The following is a 16,440-nucleotide window of genomic DNA, read 5'->3' on the forward strand; positions in this document are numbered from 1 at the left end:
GTTTCTTGTTTCTGGGAGGGTGAACTAGACGTCTCAGGAATACGTTATTCGTGAGGTGCGCAGGGAAGAGCTGGACGACGTGATGGAGATTAACCGGAGGGTGTTGCCCGAGAATTACCCGGCGTTTTATTTTGAGCTACACTACCGGAATTTTGGGAAGGCTTTCCTGGTCGCGGAGGCGCAGGGCAGGATTGTTGGCTATATTATGTGTAGGGTGGAATACGACAACCTGTATACGGCTAATAGGGTGGGTAGGAGGGGCCACGTTATCTCTATCGCGGTCTTGGAGGGTTGGAGGGGGAAGGGTATAGGGTACAGCCTTATGACTAGGGCCATGGAGGCGATGAAGAAGTATTATGGGGCTGAGGAGTACTATCTCGAGGTGAGGGTTAGCAATGAGCCCGCGATTAGGCTGTACAAGAAGCTCGGCTTCAACGTGGTCAAGGTTCTGCAAGGCTACTATCTGGATGGAGAAGACGCATATCTAATGGCTAGACCAGCCTAGTCAAAAAATTTCTGATTTCTTTTCAAGGAATATTATCCGCTAAATGTTGCCGTGTCTGTGGCTGAGTTGTACCATCCGACTAGTTGCCAGTCGTAGCCTGTGCTTGTCTTGACTACTTGCCATATTGCGTAGTCTCCTGTGGCTTTGTCTCCGTTTTGGTCGAGGGTGAGGAGGCCTGTGACACCGTTGTATTTTTGGGCTACGAGTGGGATGGTTGTTACGAGTTTTTCACCTGTGTAGGTTCCGGTGAGCATTACGGAGAGCGCTACTAGCCAGACTGCGTCATATGAGACCATTGCGTATGCGTGCGGTTCTTCGCCTCCACTGCGCTGCTTGAAGCGCTGTATGAAGTCTTGGAGCCTCTGGTTTTCTGTGGGCTGGAATATTGTGCTTGGTAGTCCTCCGAGTGTTACTATTTCGCCTCCGGCCTCGGCCGTGAATTTGCTTGACTGGACTACAGCGTCTGTGCCGAACCACTTGAGCTTTGAGAGTACGGGGTCTTTTACTGCGAGCCTAAATATGTTTATTCCGTCGTCCTCAAAGGTTATTGATAGCACTGCCGTGTTGGCTCCCATTGCGGAGGCGATGTCTGAGAGCCTTTTAACCTCGGCGCTTAGATCCTTTGCGTTGGGGTCGTATGAGACTCCGGCGACGTTTCCGCCTAGCTGTTTAAACCTAGCGGAGAAGGACTCGTAGAGTCCTACGCCCCACGCGTCGTTCCTGTAGATTACTGCCACGTTTCTGTAGCCGAGGGTGTAGATTATGCGTGCGAGGGCCCTGCTCTGGAAGCTGTCTGGTGGTACTACTCTTAGCACGTAGTCTCCTGGGAGGGCGAGGGACATGGCCGTGGAGCCTACGCTTATGACTACGAGGTGGTTTGAGTCTGCGAACTGTTTTACTGCTGAGACCTCGCTACTAGCTTCTAGGCCGATTACTGCCTGTACGCCTTGGGCGGCAAGGGTCTTTATCCTGGCTAGTGCCTGTTCTGGCGAGGTGCCCGAGTCTTCTACGAGGAGTGTGAACCGGAAGGGTGAGCCGATCTTTTCAGCGAAGCTGTTGACATCTTCGATTGCTAGTTGCATGGCGAGCTGGTCTCTCTTTCCGTATGATGAGAGGTCTCCTGTTAGCTCGACTAGGGCTCCTATTGGGACTGTGATTGTCTGCTGGGTTGTTGTCTGGGCTTGCGGGTGTTGGAGTAGCGTGGATGCCCCGTAGCCTAGGATTGCCCCTATTAGGAGGCCGACTATCAGTATGACCAGTGTGTTCTTGAACAGGGGGTTTTTCGCTTGACCCGTGTTTGACATGTTTGGTCGAGGGGAAGCCTTCGGTTTGCTTTATTTAAAGGCTGTGCTATAACCGGCACATGGGCTTCATTTAAAAAAGGTTTTCTTAAAAACATTGTCATGCTTGCTTATATAGTGGTTTCTGTTTTCTTCTTTGTGCCGGCTATCGATAAGCTTAAAAGTGGCTAGATATGTGAATGTAGCTAGGTGGTACTCTTGCCGATTAGGGACCCTGAAAAGCTCCAGCTGGCTCTGAATCACCACTTCAGGGTAAAGATATGTAGGAAGTGTAACGCCCGCAACCCGTGGAACGCCGAGAGATGTAGGAGGTGCCACAGCAGGGACTTGAGGCCCAAGAGGTACAAGAAGTAAACGGTATTTCTCCCCTAGATGTTTTCTAAGACATAAAGTTATATCTCTGTTGAACCCATTATTTGTGGTGGTTTAATGGGTAAGATTTCTAAGGGCGTGACGTGCTCGATAAAGGACTGCAACGAGCAGGCTGTTAGGTCGATTTCTAGGGAAGAGTTCGAGAAGAGCAAGTCTGGACTCGCGTTGAAGGAAGACGTGAAGGGCAGGGTGTACCTTTGCAAGAAGCACTACAACGAGTACAAGAAGGCGTACCGCAAGAACGTGTGGAGCCTGGAAAGGTTCTCTAGGTGACATAATGCTATACCTCCTCTCGGTCAAGTACAACGGGAAAGAAGCAAGGGCTGAAATGTATTTCTATGACGACGAGAAGCACGTCTTGGTCAGGGTTCCCGACTACAGCGACCACCACCCGTATCTCCTCACCGACCTGAAGCCCGACGAGCTGGCCGAGAGGTACCCAGACGTCCTGAAACACAAGGGTTTCAATAGGCTGGACGTTGTCGAGAAGTACGACCCGCTGAGCGACAGATGGATCTTGATGACGAAGGTGGAGGCCCTTGACCCATTGTCGATAGGTGGAGCGAAGGACAGCATAAGGGAACAGTTGAAGGGCCACGCGTGGGAGGCCAAGATAAAGTACCACCACTGCTACATATATGACAGCAACCTTATCCCGGGGATGCCCTATACTCTTGAAGACGGCAAGCCGAAGATAGTCCTATCGCCGATACCCGAGCACATTGAGAAGCTAATCAGGGAAATGGTGAAAGACAAGACTGAGCTCGCAGAGTACCTCTCGTGGGCCCAGATACTGAACACTCCCATACCGAAGCTCAAGAGGATAGCCATAGACATAGAGGTCGAGTCGCCCCAGGGGATAATACCCAAGCCCGAGAACGCGGAAAAGCCAGTCATCGCTGTGGCCTACTATGCGTCTGACGGCCAGAAGGGCGTACTGTTGCTGAAGAGGTGGCAGGAGGTCCCAGAGATAAAATTGGGAGACGCGAAGATAACTGTCTTCGAGGACGAGAAGAGCCTGCTAGCGGCCGCCTTCAGCCTTATAAACGCGTACCCAGTCGTCCTCACGTTTAACGGGGACAACTTCGACCTGCCCTACCTATACAACAGGGCCAAGAAGCTTGGATTCAAGCCAGAAGAGATACCGATCGAGTGGAGCCCAAAGGCGGAGTACGCAGAGCTCAAGAACGCTGTCCACATTGACCTCTACGCGTTTTTCACGAATAGGTCGATGAGGGTCTACGCGTTTGGAAACAAGTACAGGGAGGGGAGGACCCTTGACGAGGTCGCAAGCGCCTTGCTCGGCATCGGCAAGGTCAAGCACGACGAGGCTATCAGCGAGATGACGCCTGAGAGGCTCGTGGAGTACAACCTGCGGGACGCGGAGCTAACCTACAAGCTCACGGCGTTCAACGACGACTTGGTAGTGAAGCTCATTATACTGATGATGAGGATATCGAAGCTCCCAATAGAGGACCTGACGCGCCACAACATCTCTGCGTGGATCAGAAACATGTTCTACTATGAGCACAGGCAGAGGGGCTGGCTTATCCCGAACCCAGAGGACATACTGAGCATAAAGGGTCAGACCTCGACAAAGGCCATCATAAAGGGGAAGAAATACATGGGCGCAATAGTCATCAATCCCAAGCCCGGCGTGTACTTCAACGTCGTGGTCGTGGACTTCGCCTCACTATACCCAAGTGTCATCAAGAAGTGGAACCTGAGCTACGAGACCGTCCGGTGCCCACACGAGGAGTGCAGGGACAACAAGATACCTGGCACGCCGCACTGGGTGTGTAAAAGGAAGAGGGGGCTGATGTCTGAAATTATAGGCATCCTCAGGGACCTCAGGGTCTACGTCTACAAGAAAGGAGCAAAGGCAAGCAAAGACGAGCAAGAAAAAATGCAGTACGAAGTCATCCAGTCGGCGCTCAAGGTCTTCCTAAACGCCAGCTATGGAGTCTTCGGTGCGGAATCGTTTTCCCTCTACTGTCCACCAGTCGCCGAGAGCACTACAGCCCTGGGCAGGTACTCGATCCTGAAGACCATGGAGAAAGCCGTCAAGATGGGCATCCCAGTCCTATATGGCGACACGGACAGCCTGTTCCTCTGGAACCCCACGCAAGATAAGCTGGAGAGCCTCCTACAGGGCGTCCTTAACGACCTGCAGATCGACCTGAGCATAGACAAGGAGTACAAGTGGGTCGTATTCAGCAAGCGCAAGAAGAACTACTTGGGCCTCCTAAAGGAGGGCAAGGTAGACATAAAGGGCCTCACGGGCAAGAAGAGGAACACGCCCGACTACATCAAGAACGTTTTCTCAGACATCATCGCAGAGCTGTCAAAGGCAGACAACATACTCGTATTCGAGAAATCCGTAGAAAAAGTCGAAGAGAAAGTCAAAGACTCGCTCAAACACCTAAAGAAACACGAGGTCCCACTAGACCAGCTAGCCTTCAAAGTAGCCCTCACAAAGTCCCTCAAAGAATACACCAAGACAACCCCACAACACGTCAAGGCGGCGAGACAGCTCCTAGAATACAGGAAGAAACTCAAACTCGTCCCACCCGACGTCAAGCTGGAAGAAGCGGTTCCAGAGGGCGAGATAATAGCCTTCGTGAAGACCAGGAACAAAGAGGGAGTCAAAGCCGTACAGGTCGCAAGGCTCGACGAGATAGACCCAGACAAATACATCGAAATAATGAAGACAACCCTCCAACAAGTCCTAGACGCGCTAGAAATAGACTTCGAAGACCTACTAGAAGGAAAAACACAGACACTATTCTAGGCCAAGGCCTCCTCCAGCTTTTTCCTGGCGGCCTCAAAGTCGGGGTTCATCCCTACGACCGGCACCTTCGTCAAGACATGTTTTATCGTCCCATCGTCGAACTGGACAAAGACCTGCGGGATGTCGGCTCCCCCAAGCTCGTCTGTCTCGCCGTACTTGGTCAAGAAGACGTAGTCCTCCTTCTTCTCCTCGAACTCTACGCCCTTCGCAGCGGCGACCTCCTGGCACAAACGCTTAAGCTTATCATTGAAGGGGGCCCAGTCCGCGCCGACAAATATCAGCTTCACGGCTTTACCCATATACATGCACCCAATGCAACAAAAAACCAGTCAACAAGTATATAAAGATGCCCTCCGAGGCCTACTCCTCTTCCTCCTTCAACATGTCACTGATAGACTTGACCTCGCCACCCTTCTTGTAGACAATCCTAGTCTCTATCCTGATGGGCAGGCCTATCTCCTGGAAAACCCAGTAAACAGCACTAGCATCGAGGCTCCCGCTGAGGCGCCCACTATGATAAAGCTGGCCAATCTTCACGGCAACCTTCTTCGCGACCTCCCCGTACTGCTCAAGGGCACGATTAAACATCTCGCGCCCATCCTCGGTCAAGTGCTCCAAGAAAACCGAATAGTAGTCCACCGCCTCAGCCGGCTTCTTAGCCTCCCTGGCAAGCATCTTCCTCTGCATCTCAAGCAACATCCTACGCTTAATCAGCTCAATATCCCTCTCCACAACAACCACCAAAAACATAAACCCAAACCAAAATAAATACATGCCGGGCGCCCAAAAGGTCGCCGCTCGAGACGCACAGCGCACGCAATGAAAAGCGGCAACCCACGCCCGGCACACCAGCCAAAACACTCCAAGATGATTCTGAAAAGCCTAGACACCCCAAGCAATCAAGCGAAAACTGGTGGGCCGGGAGGGATTTGAACCCCCGACCTTCGGGTCTGGAGCCTCGACCTCTCTAAGAGACCGCCGCTCTACCTTGCTGAGCTACCGGCCCAAAAGGTCATTTTGATATTTAGCTCGTTTGGTAATAAATTTTTCTTTACCGTGAAAGGTTGAGATTTTTCTGCGGGCTCGAGCGGTCAAGTCAGAAACAGAGCAACGCCAAGAATAAAACATTGAGGAAGAGAACTACTTGCCTCTACCAACCTCTATCGTAAATGCATAACGCCTTTTTGTCAACGTTTTCCTTGAAGGAAAACTAAAAGTTGTTTATGAAGTTTCTCGTTGGGAAGGTTATTTTGAAAAGAGATTACGGGAAGAATTCCCGACCCAAAACGGGGCATTCTGGGAAGATTCCCTGGTGGGAAGTTTCAGAAGCTTCCAACGTGTAATTTTGAGTGCTAGGGCAGTTTTGCAGGCTTCTTCAAAAAATTAAACGTTAAACATATAAACCCCACCCGAGCAAAACAATTCGGATGCAACTGAGAAAGAATTGAAAGCGAAAAGTCCTGCTATGCAGTAGTCATTTTCGCACAAAAGAGATGCAACTGAGAAAGAATTGAAAGCTAATAGCAAAATCTGGTTCAATTTTCCATGTCTGCGATGCAACTGAGAAAGAATTGAAAGCAAGTCTATGGCATGAAAAACGACGCGCCCGTCGGTGAGGATGCAACTCAGAAAGAATTGAAAGAGAGATACATGCAAAGTACCGTGTCGTACAGCCACCCACGGATGCAACTAAGAAAGAATTGAGAACCACATCTTTTTCCCTTGTATGTGGGGTCGAGCTGGAGTGCGCGCACACTTGTTCTAGGGTCTCCTTTCTTGTAGGGGGTTGCCTGTGTTTGCCGGGATCTTCTAGATTGGTTTTCCAAGTTTTTCCTGGTGAGTATCTCTTTGGTCTTCTCAGGCGTGCTATATGATTTTTCATGGATGAAAGATGTTGGCGTCTAAAACTTTTATTAGCTGTCAGTGATCAGTATATTTGGTCTTAATGCATGGGGAAACACATAAGGTAGTAACTCAGAGGGCTCTTTCTTATCTTAGGTCAATGGAGTTGCCAGTAGTGTTACCAAGAAATTTTGATAGAAAGCTGGTTAGAGAAAACGTGAAGCTGGATGAGGAAGCCGAATATGCTGAAATGAGATATTTTGACTTCGAAACGGGTGGTACTAGGGTTTATAGAAGAAGGATAGCTCATCACTCAGAGAATATTGATGTTGCTTCCCAGAACTTACCATCTGATGTACAGTTATTCTTTGCATTATACAACAAAAAGAGAGATATATTGGGCAGACTAGATAAGGTACGCAGGGAAATATTAAGGTATAGAACTGTTTCTGAGGCGGGAATAGCTGAGCTAGGAAAAGTCCTGCACTATGTTCAAGACAGATGTGTCCCTTCTTATGATAAATGGCTTCACGACGAGATAGAGAAGAAAGCTAGAAAATATCATGAGTTACTAGATGACCCTACTATTTTCGATGCAAAGCCTATCGGTCGAAAAGAATTAAGAAAAATGCTTGATAGGCAGCCAGTGGCACGGACGCCTCGAGAAGCAGTAATTTGTGCGGCAAAATACACTTTTGCAGTTTTGTTTGCAGTGTTAGGAAATGCTCTGGAAGCCCCTGCTGGTCACCTTGAGAAGGCAGTTAGGCTAAGGGGAAAATTTTCTGGAAGAGTCCTTCAAGTTTATATCGGCCTGGCATTATTGGCCCTCATTAGTTTCGCTTTGGTGCTCTATGAAGTATGGAAAACAAACATTTACTACTTATTTATAGCGGCTTTATCAGCTGTTTCTCTACAACCTGCACTTTTTGCATTCAAATCCCTATCCAAGAATATGCAGACTTTTCTAAATGGCCTATTCGAGGCAACGGACATTATAGAAACATTTAGCTTCCTGATTCCAGCACTTTCACTAAGCATTCTGATGAATCCTTTACCATTCCTACTGTTTTCGCTTTCGGCCACGATGCTAGTTGTCTTTCCATTTCTCTTCAAAGACTTTAGAGAAATTAGAGAAGACATCCCTTGGTTTCTATGGCGCACAGCCTATCCAAGCGAGACAAAAAGAGTTAAAGTAAAAATTTCCTAAAAAGTTCATCATTTTTCGAAATCAATTATTTATAGAACTGTTTTTAACAATATAAGCATGGCCACTAAAAAACGCAAACGTATACACAACCCGAAAACGAAAAAATACTATCGTGTAGCCACTAGAAGCGGAAAGAAACATAAAAGAGGACAAATAATTGGCGAATGGAGCCCAAAAGGATAGAAATATTGGAATTATGATGCCTGCTTTAGGCTTATAAAATTTAGTTTTTTGTATATTAAGTAAAGTTTAAGATACTCTGCTCGATGTATTATAGATTACTTGGAGGAATCTGTAGACTTCACTGAATGTTGGCCTAGACGTTGGTTCTCTGGTACTTTTTGGTACCCTTATAGGTACTATACAGTTCAGAAAGATTCATTTCTAGCAACCATAAACACTAATTTTAAGTACCTCTTGGTACCGTTATAGTACCGAGGCGGCTTGAGGCAGGTAAAGTTCTATATTGACGAGGAGCACTACGAGGAGCTCAAAAAGCTGGCCCAGGAGCAGGGGCTAACTGTGCCTGGTTACGTTAAGAGGCTCGTGCTTAAACACCTCGGAGAGATTGAGGGAGGCATAGAGGAGAACTTGGAGTACTTGCTCCAGAGGCAGGACCAAATGAGGAAGGAGCTCGGGAGGATAGGCCTCGACCTCATCAAGCTGCAGAAGCGGGTGGAGTACCTTGAGCGGTACATCCGTAGAGAGGCTTCGACAAAAACTTAGACTGTATAACCCGTGGTGGGTAGATGGCCTTTGGTACGAAAAAGATAAAGAGTTCTTGGAGTATAAACGTGAACCCTACAAAGTCATCAGCCGGATGTACCGTTATATCAGGGATACATTAAAGAGGAACCGAAACAAATACGGGATAGTAACGATTAGAGGTCCTAGGCGCGCGGGTAAAACTACAGTGATAAAATTACTTATATATTCTTTAATCAATGAGCTAAGAATCGATCCTCAAAGCATCTACTATATCTCACTTGACTACCAGAGACTTGGGAATACTAGCCTTCTTGAAATATTAGAAACGCTGGCTAAGACCGAGGGAGATAAGTACATTTTCTTAGACGAAGTCTCCATGTATGAAAATTGGTCACTGGTTCTAAAAAACATCTCAGATCAAGGATTACTTTCTCAAGGAAGACTAATAATAATAGCTACTGGAAGCCACTCAATGGATCTGGCACAGGCAGCCGAAAAGCTTAGTAGCAGTAGACGAGGCGAACTAGCAACGGCATTTAACTTGGGAGGAAACTTGCTTTTTACTCCTTTACGTTTCTCAGAAGTAGCAGAGGGGTTAAGTAGCGAGTTGGATTCGTACCTAAGCAGTGGTAGAAAAAGAAAAGCAGGTATAAGATTCAATATTCTTGTTGATTTGAAAGAAGGAAAAATCAATGAAAATTTATGGGATCTCTACAACGGATTTGGTGCATCGCTTGAAGAGATGTTTGAGGCTTATTTAATCCATGGCGGTTATCCAAAAGCAGTCAAAGAGTTTTATGAGAATAAAAAGATCACGGAAAACTTCTATTACGAAATAGCCGAACTGCTTATCAATGATTCAAAAAAGGCAGGGTTAGATCCACAGCTTCTTCGAAAGATTCTAACTGAGCTTGTGAATCCTAAAAAGCTATCCGGACCTTTTAACGTATCCGACCTTACAGAAATAGAAAGAAATTTAAAGGAAAAGCAAATCAGGGACCAATACTTACAATATCTAAAATCGACATGGGCATTTTTCTTCTCATATAGTGAAAGGAAAGACACACAGTGTCAGCCAAACTACAATGAAAACCCTAAACTATACATACTCGACCCATTCCTTTTCTACTCGCTATATGCATACCTAAACAACATACCCGATCCGCTGGAAAAGTCGAGAACACTCTTAAAAGATGAAAAATTCAAGGGGCTCTTCGTAGAAAGCGTGGTGGCTTCCCACCTCTTGCTAGCACAGCAACTCTTTGAACACTTGCCAGGAACAATAAACTACGACAGAGTACTAATGTATGGAAAAACACCCACATCAGAGTCCAAAGAAATTGACTTCATCTCATGCATCAGAAAAAAGAACAATTATACCGTTTCCAAATAGAATGCAAATATCGCAAATACCTGAATAGGAAAACAATATCCCCAAACACCATAGTACTCACCAGAGACATTTTAGACTCCGACCCAGAGAGACACATATCCTACGTGCCAGTACCACTTTTTCTTTTACTCTTGTAACAACACAATATTGGTACCGATACAGTACCATTTAAGTACTAATAGAAGTTAGAAACATAGTACCATTTAGTACTAGTAAGGTACCTATAACAGACTTCTCTTTATCAAAGAAAGCTTTGAACCCTATCTCGATTTTTCCACAATCTCTGGGAACTCTTCTAGGTAAAGTTCAAGCGCCTCTTTCAGGTTTTGGATGGCCTCCTCGATTGTTCTCCCTTGTGTCGTTACGCCTGTAGTGACCTCCTTGATTATGTACATGTCTTCTTCTTTCCACAGGACGGCTTGCAACTCCATGGTTGCCCCTAAAATAAAACTGATCGCCATTTTAAGTCCTATCGGCAAGGCAAGCCACAAAATTTCATCGTGAAGAGTCGGGCTTTGCCCAAATATTCTGGTGCTAGCAGTATGAGCCTCGGTGCCTTGGTTGGAAGAGGATTCTCCTTGGAGAGCTACCTTGCAAACCTTCAAGGCAAGAATTAATAACGAAATTATTCTTAATAATAACTTTGTTATTTTTGTTTTTCTCTGTTCAAAATAATATGCATAACATTGTTATGCTTAGAAATAACATTGTTATATTCAAATTTTTCCACATATCCACAACCTAAACGGTAGCAGGAATTTATTTCCAGCGATGAGCTAAAAGAGGGGCGTGGCGCCCCGGCCGGGATTCGAACCCGGGTTCTGCGGCTCGACAGGCCGCCATTCCAGGGTTAGCCTTCCTGGGCCACTAGACGACCGGGGCTACGAATAGTTGTTGTTTGCGGTTATTTATTCTGGGGACTGCTTAAAAATGTTTTGCTGTGTGGGGCTAGGAGTGTGAGAAGGAGGTGGGTGGTGGGCCCGCCGGGATTCGAACCCGGGACCCCCCGGTTATCAGCCGGATGCTCCACCAGGCTGAGCCACGGGCCCTAAGGTCGTTTTTTAGTAGGGGTTGTCTGGTAATAAATTTTTCTTTGCATGTGCATAGTTTTTCTGCTGGCTTTTGATGATGAGTTTGCACTGGATGTGTTTGGGCATTTTCTTATAGGAAACATGTGGCAGTCTGTGAGATATGGTCTTGGGGAGGATGTAGCAGTATTCCTGTTCTTATTAGAGTAGCAGGTGTCTAATTAGGTCTATTTTGCTACGGTTGTAGAGGTATGAGAGGGGTATGATTTTTATTTCGTTGTGGGCTTTTCCTTCTGCTTCTTTTAGTCGATCATCTTTAACTATAAGTATCTTTTTCTCAGCATTCACGTTTTGGAGTCTGTAGAGTGCTTCTAGGATGCTTCCCTCTATTACTATTTCGAAGGCGAATTTTAGAAGGCCCTTGTCTAGCCAGGCAACATCTATTCTGGTGTTCCCAAGATTGTATTCGATGATGCTTTGAAGTTCTAGTTCTCTGCCCAAATTAGCAAGGAGTTCTTGAACTTCTTGATGAAGATTCGTTCCTTGTTTGTTATTTGGCTTTGTGCTTGATAATCTGAATAAGCCGCTTTTTAACAAAAACTCTTTGTCTATGCCTTTTACAGTCCTTAGAAGTAATTTTTCAAGTTCGTTGTCTAGTGTAATCTTATCTTCAAAGCTTATCTGGTACTTTTTAATCTCTTCGTAGCTTGCCATGGAACTCCATATTGATTCGCATGGGTTTAGAAATATGTGTATACTGTACCATCTTGGGGTTATTCCGGCCCACAAAGCACCAGATTCTTCTGTTGCAGAAATGAACACTTCGAGGATTAGTTCACTGTCTCTAACGATGTCTTGTGGTACTATTACAACTCTTTTGTCAACATATTTTAGTGTTTTGCCAATTCTCTCAAGCCGTATAAGTGTGTCGCCTTTTTTTAGGAAGTAATAGTTTACTATACGCTGGTAGGAAAGAAGTATCGAAAGAAAAATATTTTTCTCGGGTATTATTAATTTGTCTGAAAACTCGTTTTCTAGGTCATCCAGGATTTTTCTAAATCTTTCTGGATCTTTTACTAGGACTTCTTTTGGATTGTCTCTATCAAAGACAAATATACCTTTCGCAATCAAATTACTAATGAAGTCATAGAAATCCAAAAAGTATGAATTGATAGTTCCGGCACTTTTGCATCGAATTTCTAGAGAATTGAATTTATGTACAAGGGGAATGTCTGTTTGTTCAATTGCTATAGTTACCGACTTATCTCTAATCGTGAAATAGGCCCTATAAGTAGTTGGCAGATTGGGCCTAGGTGATTTAATCTCGCTAAGGCTTGGTGTTAAGCCTAATTGTTTTGCCACCTCTAAAATTGTATCTTTGCTGAAGGAAATTTTGTTTCCTATTAGAGAAGCCTTCAGCATTTTTACAGCGACTTTTATGTCTTCGCCGAGTAGCGGTAGCGAAGTTCGTTTAAGCAATTCTTGAAGAATCACCTCTTTATATGAATCTGTTTCGTTAGACTGCGTCATTTTGGCATCTAATGTATATTCTCTTAAAAACAAGAATAAATAAATTTGTAAGTCACCCTGCATGCTGTTTTTCTTCACGCCAAAGAAAGGAAGAACACCAATAGTGGCTTTTTAGTTAGTCATGAAACATGTTTTAGTTTTTCTCCTAATAATCACCATTTATGGGCAATTTTTGTCCGCTTTTTCGTTTAGATTTTAAACCCCCGTGTGTTTATTTTAGGGTTATGAGGCTGGAGATTGGTAGGTATATTGTTATTGATGACGAGGTTTGTCATGGTAAGCCTGTGTTTAAGGGAACCAGGGTTCTGGTTAGTGATGTTGTTGAGCTTCTTGGGGCCGGCGTGTCTATAGAGGAGATTGTTAGGGACTATTATCCCAGCCTGAATGAGGAGATGATAAGGGAGGCGTTACGTTATTTTGCATCGTGTTAAGGATGGCAGGGGATACAGCGGTCAAGCTTGTAATAGGCTGTGTGTTTTAGGCTTAAGGGATCGTCTCTTCTAGTTGTCGGCTTCATGGAGTTCTCGTTGGGTTTATGTTATGCTTTTTTGGCATGTGGCGTGTGACCATATGTCTTTTAAGAGGTTTTCTGTTGTGTTCTTTAGATCGTCATCGCTTTTTCCGCCTTTGATTATCTCTTTGAATTCGAGCCTTGATATGTCTGCGTTTAGGGGTAGTACGTAGTTAGAGAAATTGATAACCTTTCTAAGTCCTTCAATTGATTTTTCTAGGTTTTTGCGTCTCTCATCACTGGGATGTTTGAGTGGGTTATAGCCTCTGGCTGGTTTTACGCCTACGAAGTTTAGGTTTAAAAGTGCATCTGCTTCTATTGTTCCTGACTTAGCTAGATTAATGACTCCGAGAAACCTTGCCATATAGTCTGGGGTCGACAGCCCAAAATCTTTTGCGTATTTCATGAGTCTTCTCAGCATTCTGGCTGTTCTCCTGGAATCTACTATGGATGGTCTTAGGACGACTACGTATCGTGTAGCAGCATATATGCTTAAAACCGTGTAGCGTACATCGAAGAATGGGGCACTATCAATAATTATAAAGTCGTACAAGTTATATGCTCCGCTTTTCTCTAGGAGTTCTCGAAACTCGGGGCCTGGACGCCCGGTATTCCAGAGTTCCTCCACAATTTGTTCTAAGTCTTCTCCTGGAGGTAGAATGTTAAGCTCTACACCTCCATGTTTTACCGGCGTGACGTAGTCACTAATTTTTCTCGTAATCAAGCCTTTGTTGTAATCTCTGTAAAGGTTAACCAGGGTGGACCCTTTTGTAAGACTGTCGTCATATTTATCTTCGTCCATCAAAGAAAGGCTTAGCCCAGCTGTGGGATCTAGGTCTAGTATTAGCAGTTTTAGTGGCGAGACAAGTCTCTTCTCGACGAGCCACTTTGCCAGGAATATTGCTAGTGTTGTTTTTCCAACGCCGCCAGACGCAGATACAAAAGATACAACCTTACATGTTGATGACATGTAAACCGCTCACCTCTGAATATACGCATGCCTTGAGATTGGTTGCAGTGCAAAGCTTCCTTAAATTTTCCATGTATTCTTCACTAATTGTCTTTACTACGTGGAAGACACATACATCTTTGAATCCTGCTATGTGTACAAGTGCTAGCGCTTGGCCAAAGCCACTGTAGAACCTTGAAGGATACAGCTTTACTTCGCAGGCTTCTGTGTCTATCGACAAATCTGCTTCTACACCGTTGATTACTGTGTGGGCTCTTGCTCCTAAATGATTTGCCAGGAGCTCGCAGAATTCACGTTCATTCTTGGATGTTTCAACTATTTCTCGGAGCTTTCCTATGGAATCTAAACTTAAAATGCCCTGGAGCAGACGCATGTCCCTCTATTAAGAAGTTTGTATTATCAAATATTAAGCTTTATCGCTTTGTTAGATAAAAAATCTAAATTGCGATGAATTACAGCTTTTTGTTCTTTTCTTGTTCAAAGTTAGAAAAAGGCTTCCTCATAGTTTAGGATTTTTCTTTCACTTAATATGACTGGCTCTTGATTAGCTGTATTACTTGTTGTGGTGTTTGGTTTGGGTGTGTGATTATGAGTTGTATGTGGGTGTCTGGGTTTTTTAGGTGGTTTTTGATGTGTTGTGGTAGGTCGTTTGCGGCTTTTTGGGACTGTGTCGCGATTGTGCGTGGGTCGATGTAGGTGCTTTTTCTTATTACTATGGAGGCTGGGTGTGTGGGGTTTAGGTTTGGGTTTCCGTGGGCGTAGAAGTGGTCGTATGTGTCGTGTTGTGGTAGGTAGATTATGATTAGTATTGGGGCTGGGGTCTTGATTAGGTTTAGGGTTTGTGGTGAGAGGTCTTTTGCGGCTTTGTCTGCTTTTACTCCGATGATGCAGTCTCCGCGTGGTGTGAGTTCTGGGTCTCTGGTTATCTCCATTGTGGTTTTGTGGGTTGCGCGTATGTTTGGGTGTCCCTTGGCGTTGATTATCTCTATGGGTGTGCCGTCTAGAAGCCGAACCATGTTTCCAGTGATTGTTGGCGGAAGTGTGTGTTGTATGCTTTTTCTAGCCTGTCTAGGGCGTTTGTTACCCTGTCTAGGGAGAACTGGTGCTTGTCTACTAGTAGGCTTATGATTTTTTCTTTGTCTGGCTGTCTCCACGTGAGGGTGTAGTTGTCTGTGACTGGTGGGTTTTGGAAGAGCTTTAGTATTTCTTGGGGCGGGACGTCGCTTTGCCACTCGACTGTTTTGAAGATTTTGTCGGGGTCCCTGAGCTCTTTGACTAGTTTTAGTGCCTTTTTTACGCCTATGTCTTTTGCGCCTTCTGGGGCGTAGTCTGTGCCTACGAGTATGCCTATGACTATTAGCTGTTCATGTGTTATGCCGTGTGTTTTTAGGAGCTGTTCCAGCTCTATTATTTCTGGCTTTACTTCTACGTAGACGTCTTTCCTGGGCAGCTTCCTCTTGCCGGTGACGCCGAGGTTTCTGACTAGTCTGGGGCTTCCGAACAACAGGGAGTCGAAGTCCTGGCTGCCCGTGGCCCAGGCGTCTCCCTTTTTTGCTAGGTGTGCGGCCTGGGCTTCTCCCTCGCTTGGGGCGTTTATGTATGGTATGCCCATGTACTGTAGGAGTAGCTTGGCGTCTTCGACCATGGACGTGGAGAGCCTGCTGGTCTGCTGTGCATAGACTCTGGCTTCCTCGAGGTCTCCTCTCTCGATTGCCTCCTTGTATTTTTGTTCTGCCTGGACTTTTACCTGTAGCCTTCTCTCCAGCTCCTTCTGTTTGAGTTCTGGGGGCTTGCCGTCGAAGACGTAGACGGGCTTTATGCCTACCTCTACGAAGTTTATTGTCCTGTAGAATAGGCCGTTGAGGTGGCTGGTTATGTTGCCCTGTGCGTCCATTAGGGGTGTGCCGTCTTTCTGCCTTATTGTTGCGAGGAACTGGTAGAGGATGTTGTAGGCGTCTATGGCTATGACCTTTTTGGCGAAGAATTCTAGGTCTACCTCCTTTGCTACGGGCTCTACTAGCTCCTTTATTTTAACTCCCACTTGTGTTCGCCTCTTTCTTTAGTAGCTTGATTATCCTCATGTTTTTCCTGGAGCCTTCGACCCTTATATAGCCGCGTGTCTCGAGTATGAGGAGTAGCTTGTTGAACTCTTTGGGCGAGATTTCTTGCCCGACGTATTTTAGGGCCTTGTTTACGTTTTCGTAGAGGTCTTTGTCGTTTAGTGTCCCGTTGTTCCGTTTAAGCTCGGAGAGAACGAATAGGACGGCTTCGTTGTTCATTTT

At 45.7% G+C, this 16,440-nt stretch carries 18 protein-coding genes, 3 tRNA genes and 1 CRISPR repeat array; of the genes, 8 read left to right on the forward strand and 13 right to left on the reverse strand.

Translation table 11 applies throughout. The annotated features are described in order from the left end of the window. The first annotated feature begins 82 nt into the window (after nt 1-82). The gene (gene rimI / locus N186_RS02340; RefSeq protein WP_187147074.1) at nt 83-505 is read left to right on the forward strand and encodes a ribosomal protein S18-alanine N-acetyltransferase; all 423 of its coding nucleotides are present in this window, start codon (nt 83-85) and stop codon (nt 503-505) included. 32 nt (nt 506-537) lie between these two features. Here rimI and N186_RS02345 read toward each other — a convergent pair whose 3' ends face one another. Next, on the reverse strand, nt 538-1,809 hold the full coding sequence (locus tag N186_RS02345) for an ABC transporter substrate-binding protein (protein WP_020962171.1): 1,272 nt from the start codon (nt 1,807-1,809) through the stop codon (nt 538-540). A gap of 195 nt (nt 1,810-2,004) precedes the next feature. Between N186_RS02345 and N186_RS09435 the strand changes: the two genes are divergently transcribed. The 3 genes from N186_RS09435 (at nt 2,005) to N186_RS02360 (ending at nt 4,969) form a co-directional block, all read left to right on the forward strand. Continuing rightward, a complete protein-coding gene (locus N186_RS09435) occupies nt 2,005-2,160 on the forward strand; it encodes a 50S ribosomal protein L40e (RefSeq protein WP_148681989.1) in 156 nt (51 codons plus the stop codon). Between the two features lie 75 nt (nt 2,161-2,235). Further along, on the forward strand, nt 2,236-2,451 hold the full coding sequence (locus tag N186_RS02355) for a hypothetical protein (protein WP_020962173.1): 216 nt from the start codon (nt 2,236-2,238) through the stop codon (nt 2,449-2,451). A 4-nt stretch (nt 2,452-2,455) separates the two neighbouring features. Then, a complete protein-coding gene (locus N186_RS02360; protein ID WP_020962174.1) occupies nt 2,456-4,969 on the forward strand; it encodes a DNA-directed DNA polymerase I in 2,514 nt (837 codons plus the stop codon). Here N186_RS02360 and N186_RS02365 read toward each other — a convergent pair. From N186_RS02365 to N186_RS02375, 3 genes are all read right to left on the reverse strand, one after another. Further along, entirely contained in the window at nt 4,966-5,268 is a 303-nt protein-coding gene (locus N186_RS02365; protein WP_052885500.1) for a hypothetical protein, read from the reverse strand. The genes N186_RS02360 and N186_RS02365 overlap by 4 nt on opposite strands. A gap of 61 nt (nt 5,269-5,329) precedes the next feature. Beyond that, on the reverse strand, nt 5,330-5,743 hold the full coding sequence (locus tag N186_RS02370) for a hypothetical protein (RefSeq protein ID WP_148681990.1): 414 nt from the start codon (nt 5,741-5,743) through the stop codon (nt 5,330-5,332). Between the two features lie 137 nt (nt 5,744-5,880). Beyond that, nucleotides 5,881-5,975, reverse strand: a tRNA-Trp gene (locus N186_RS02375). 420 nt (nt 5,976-6,395) lie between these two features. Next, nucleotides 6,396-6,677: direct repeats of the CRISPR family, unit length 26 nt; unit sequence GATGCAACTGAGAAAGAATTGAAAGC. Nucleotides 6,678-6,914: 237 nt separating this feature from the next. Between N186_RS02375 and N186_RS02380 the strand changes: the two genes are divergently transcribed. From N186_RS02380 to N186_RS02390, 3 genes are all read left to right on the forward strand, one after another. Next, nucleotides 6,915-8,018, forward strand: a complete 1,104-nt coding sequence (locus N186_RS02380; protein ID WP_020962177.1) for a hypothetical protein — start codon at nt 6,915-6,917, stop codon at nt 8,016-8,018. Nucleotides 8,019-8,462: 444 nt separating this feature from the next. Continuing rightward, the gene (locus N186_RS02385; protein WP_020962179.1) at nt 8,463-8,744 is read left to right on the forward strand and encodes a ribbon-helix-helix domain-containing protein; all 282 of its coding nucleotides are present in this window, start codon (nt 8,463-8,465) and stop codon (nt 8,742-8,744) included. Further along, on the forward strand, nt 8,704-10,119 hold the full coding sequence (locus N186_RS02390; RefSeq protein WP_148681991.1) for an ATP-binding protein: 1,416 nt from the start codon (nt 8,704-8,706) through the stop codon (nt 10,117-10,119). The genes N186_RS02385 and N186_RS02390 overlap by 41 nt, the downstream gene beginning before the upstream one ends. Nucleotides 10,120-10,379: 260 nt before the next feature. Here the strand turns inward: N186_RS02390 and N186_RS09810 are convergent, their stop codons facing one another. The 4 genes from N186_RS09810 to N186_RS02405 all read right to left on the reverse strand — a co-directional run bounded on the left by N186_RS09810 (nt 10,380) and on the right by N186_RS02405 (nt 12,755). After that, nucleotides 10,380-10,724: a type II toxin-antitoxin system HicB family antitoxin gene (locus tag N186_RS09810; RefSeq protein ID WP_052887125.1), complete on the reverse strand. Its 345-nt coding sequence runs from the start codon at nt 10,722-10,724 to the stop codon at nt 10,380-10,382. 185 nt (nt 10,725-10,909) lie between these two features. Beyond that, nucleotides 10,910-11,001, reverse strand: a tRNA-Asp gene (locus tag N186_RS02395). Between the two features lie 90 nt (nt 11,002-11,091). Further along, nucleotides 11,092-11,168, reverse strand: a tRNA-Ile gene (locus N186_RS02400). Between the two features lie 180 nt (nt 11,169-11,348). Next, nucleotides 11,349-12,755 (reverse strand): hypothetical protein, encoded by a 1,407-nt coding sequence (locus tag N186_RS02405; protein ID WP_148681992.1) that lies wholly within the window; start codon nt 12,753-12,755, stop codon nt 11,349-11,351. A 146-nt stretch (nt 12,756-12,901) separates the two neighbouring features. Between N186_RS02405 and N186_RS02410 the strand changes: the two genes are divergently transcribed. Further along, the gene (locus N186_RS02410) at nt 12,902-13,108 is read left to right on the forward strand and encodes a DUF433 domain-containing protein (RefSeq protein ID WP_020962184.1); all 207 of its coding nucleotides are present in this window, start codon (nt 12,902-12,904) and stop codon (nt 13,106-13,108) included. Between the two features lie 102 nt (nt 13,109-13,210). Here N186_RS02410 and N186_RS02415 read toward each other — a convergent pair whose 3' ends face one another. From N186_RS02415 to N186_RS02435, 5 genes are all read right to left on the reverse strand, one after another. Beyond that, a complete protein-coding gene (locus N186_RS02415) occupies nt 13,211-14,158 on the reverse strand; it encodes a ParA family protein (protein ID WP_020962185.1) in 948 nt (315 codons plus the stop codon). Next, the gene (locus N186_RS02420; RefSeq protein ID WP_020962186.1) at nt 14,142-14,531 is read right to left on the reverse strand and encodes a hypothetical protein; all 390 of its coding nucleotides are present in this window, start codon (nt 14,529-14,531) and stop codon (nt 14,142-14,144) included. Before N186_RS02420 ends, N186_RS02415 begins: the two co-directional genes overlap by 17 nt. 151 nt (nt 14,532-14,682) lie before the next feature. Beyond that, the gene (locus tag N186_RS02425) at nt 14,683-15,174 is read right to left on the reverse strand and encodes a DUF371 domain-containing protein (protein ID WP_020962187.1); all 492 of its coding nucleotides are present in this window, start codon (nt 15,172-15,174) and stop codon (nt 14,683-14,685) included. Continuing rightward, entirely contained in the window at nt 15,159-16,199 is a 1,041-nt protein-coding gene (gene fen / locus N186_RS02430; protein ID WP_020962188.1) for a flap endonuclease-1, read from the reverse strand. Before fen ends, N186_RS02425 begins: the two co-directional genes overlap by 16 nt. After that, entirely contained in the window at nt 16,189-16,437 is a 249-nt protein-coding gene (locus N186_RS02435) for a hypothetical protein (RefSeq protein ID WP_148681993.1), read from the reverse strand. Before N186_RS02435 ends, fen begins: the two co-directional genes overlap by 11 nt. Nucleotides 16,438-16,440: the final 3 nt, after the last annotated feature.

It is taken from the genome of Thermofilum adornatum (assembly GCF_000446015.1).
Classification (GTDB): Archaea; Thermoproteota; Thermoprotei; order Thermofilales; family Thermofilaceae; genus Thermofilum; species Thermofilum adornatum.

Coding starts and splice junctions, on each gene's coding strand:
- rimI (WP_187147074.1), top strand. CDS start 83: ATGGAGATTAACCGGAGGGTGTTGCCCGAGAATTACCCGGCGTTTTAT.
- N186_RS02345 (WP_020962171.1), bottom strand. CDS start 1,809: ATGTCAAACACGGGTCAAGCGAAAAACCCCCTGTTCAAGAACACACTG.
- N186_RS02355 (WP_020962173.1), top strand. CDS start 2,236: ATGGGTAAGATTTCTAAGGGCGTGACGTGCTCGATAAAGGACTGCAAC.
- N186_RS02360 (WP_020962174.1), top strand. CDS start 2,456: ATGCTATACCTCCTCTCGGTCAAGTACAACGGGAAAGAAGCAAGGGCT.
- N186_RS02365 (WP_052885500.1), bottom strand. CDS start 5,268: ATGGGTAAAGCCGTGAAGCTGATATTTGTCGGCGCGGACTGGGCCCCC.
- N186_RS02370 (WP_148681990.1), bottom strand. CDS start 5,743: ATGTATTTATTTTGGTTTGGGTTTATGTTTTTGGTGGTTGTTGTGGAG.
- N186_RS02380 (WP_020962177.1), top strand. CDS start 6,915: ATGCATGGGGAAACACATAAGGTAGTAACTCAGAGGGCTCTTTCTTAT.
- N186_RS02410 (WP_020962184.1), top strand. CDS start 12,902: ATGAGGCTGGAGATTGGTAGGTATATTGTTATTGATGACGAGGTTTGT.
- N186_RS02415 (WP_020962185.1), bottom strand. CDS start 14,158: ATGTCATCAACATGTAAGGTTGTATCTTTTGTATCTGCGTCTGGCGGC.
- N186_RS02420 (WP_020962186.1), bottom strand. CDS start 14,531: ATGCGTCTGCTCCAGGGCATTTTAAGTTTAGATTCCATAGGAAAGCTC.
- N186_RS02425 (WP_020962187.1), bottom strand. CDS start 15,174: ATGGTTCGGCTTCTAGACGGCACACCCATAGAGATAATCAACGCCAAG.
- N186_RS02435 (WP_148681993.1), bottom strand. CDS start 16,437: ATGAACAACGAAGCCGTCCTATTCGTTCTCTCCGAGCTTAAACGGAAC.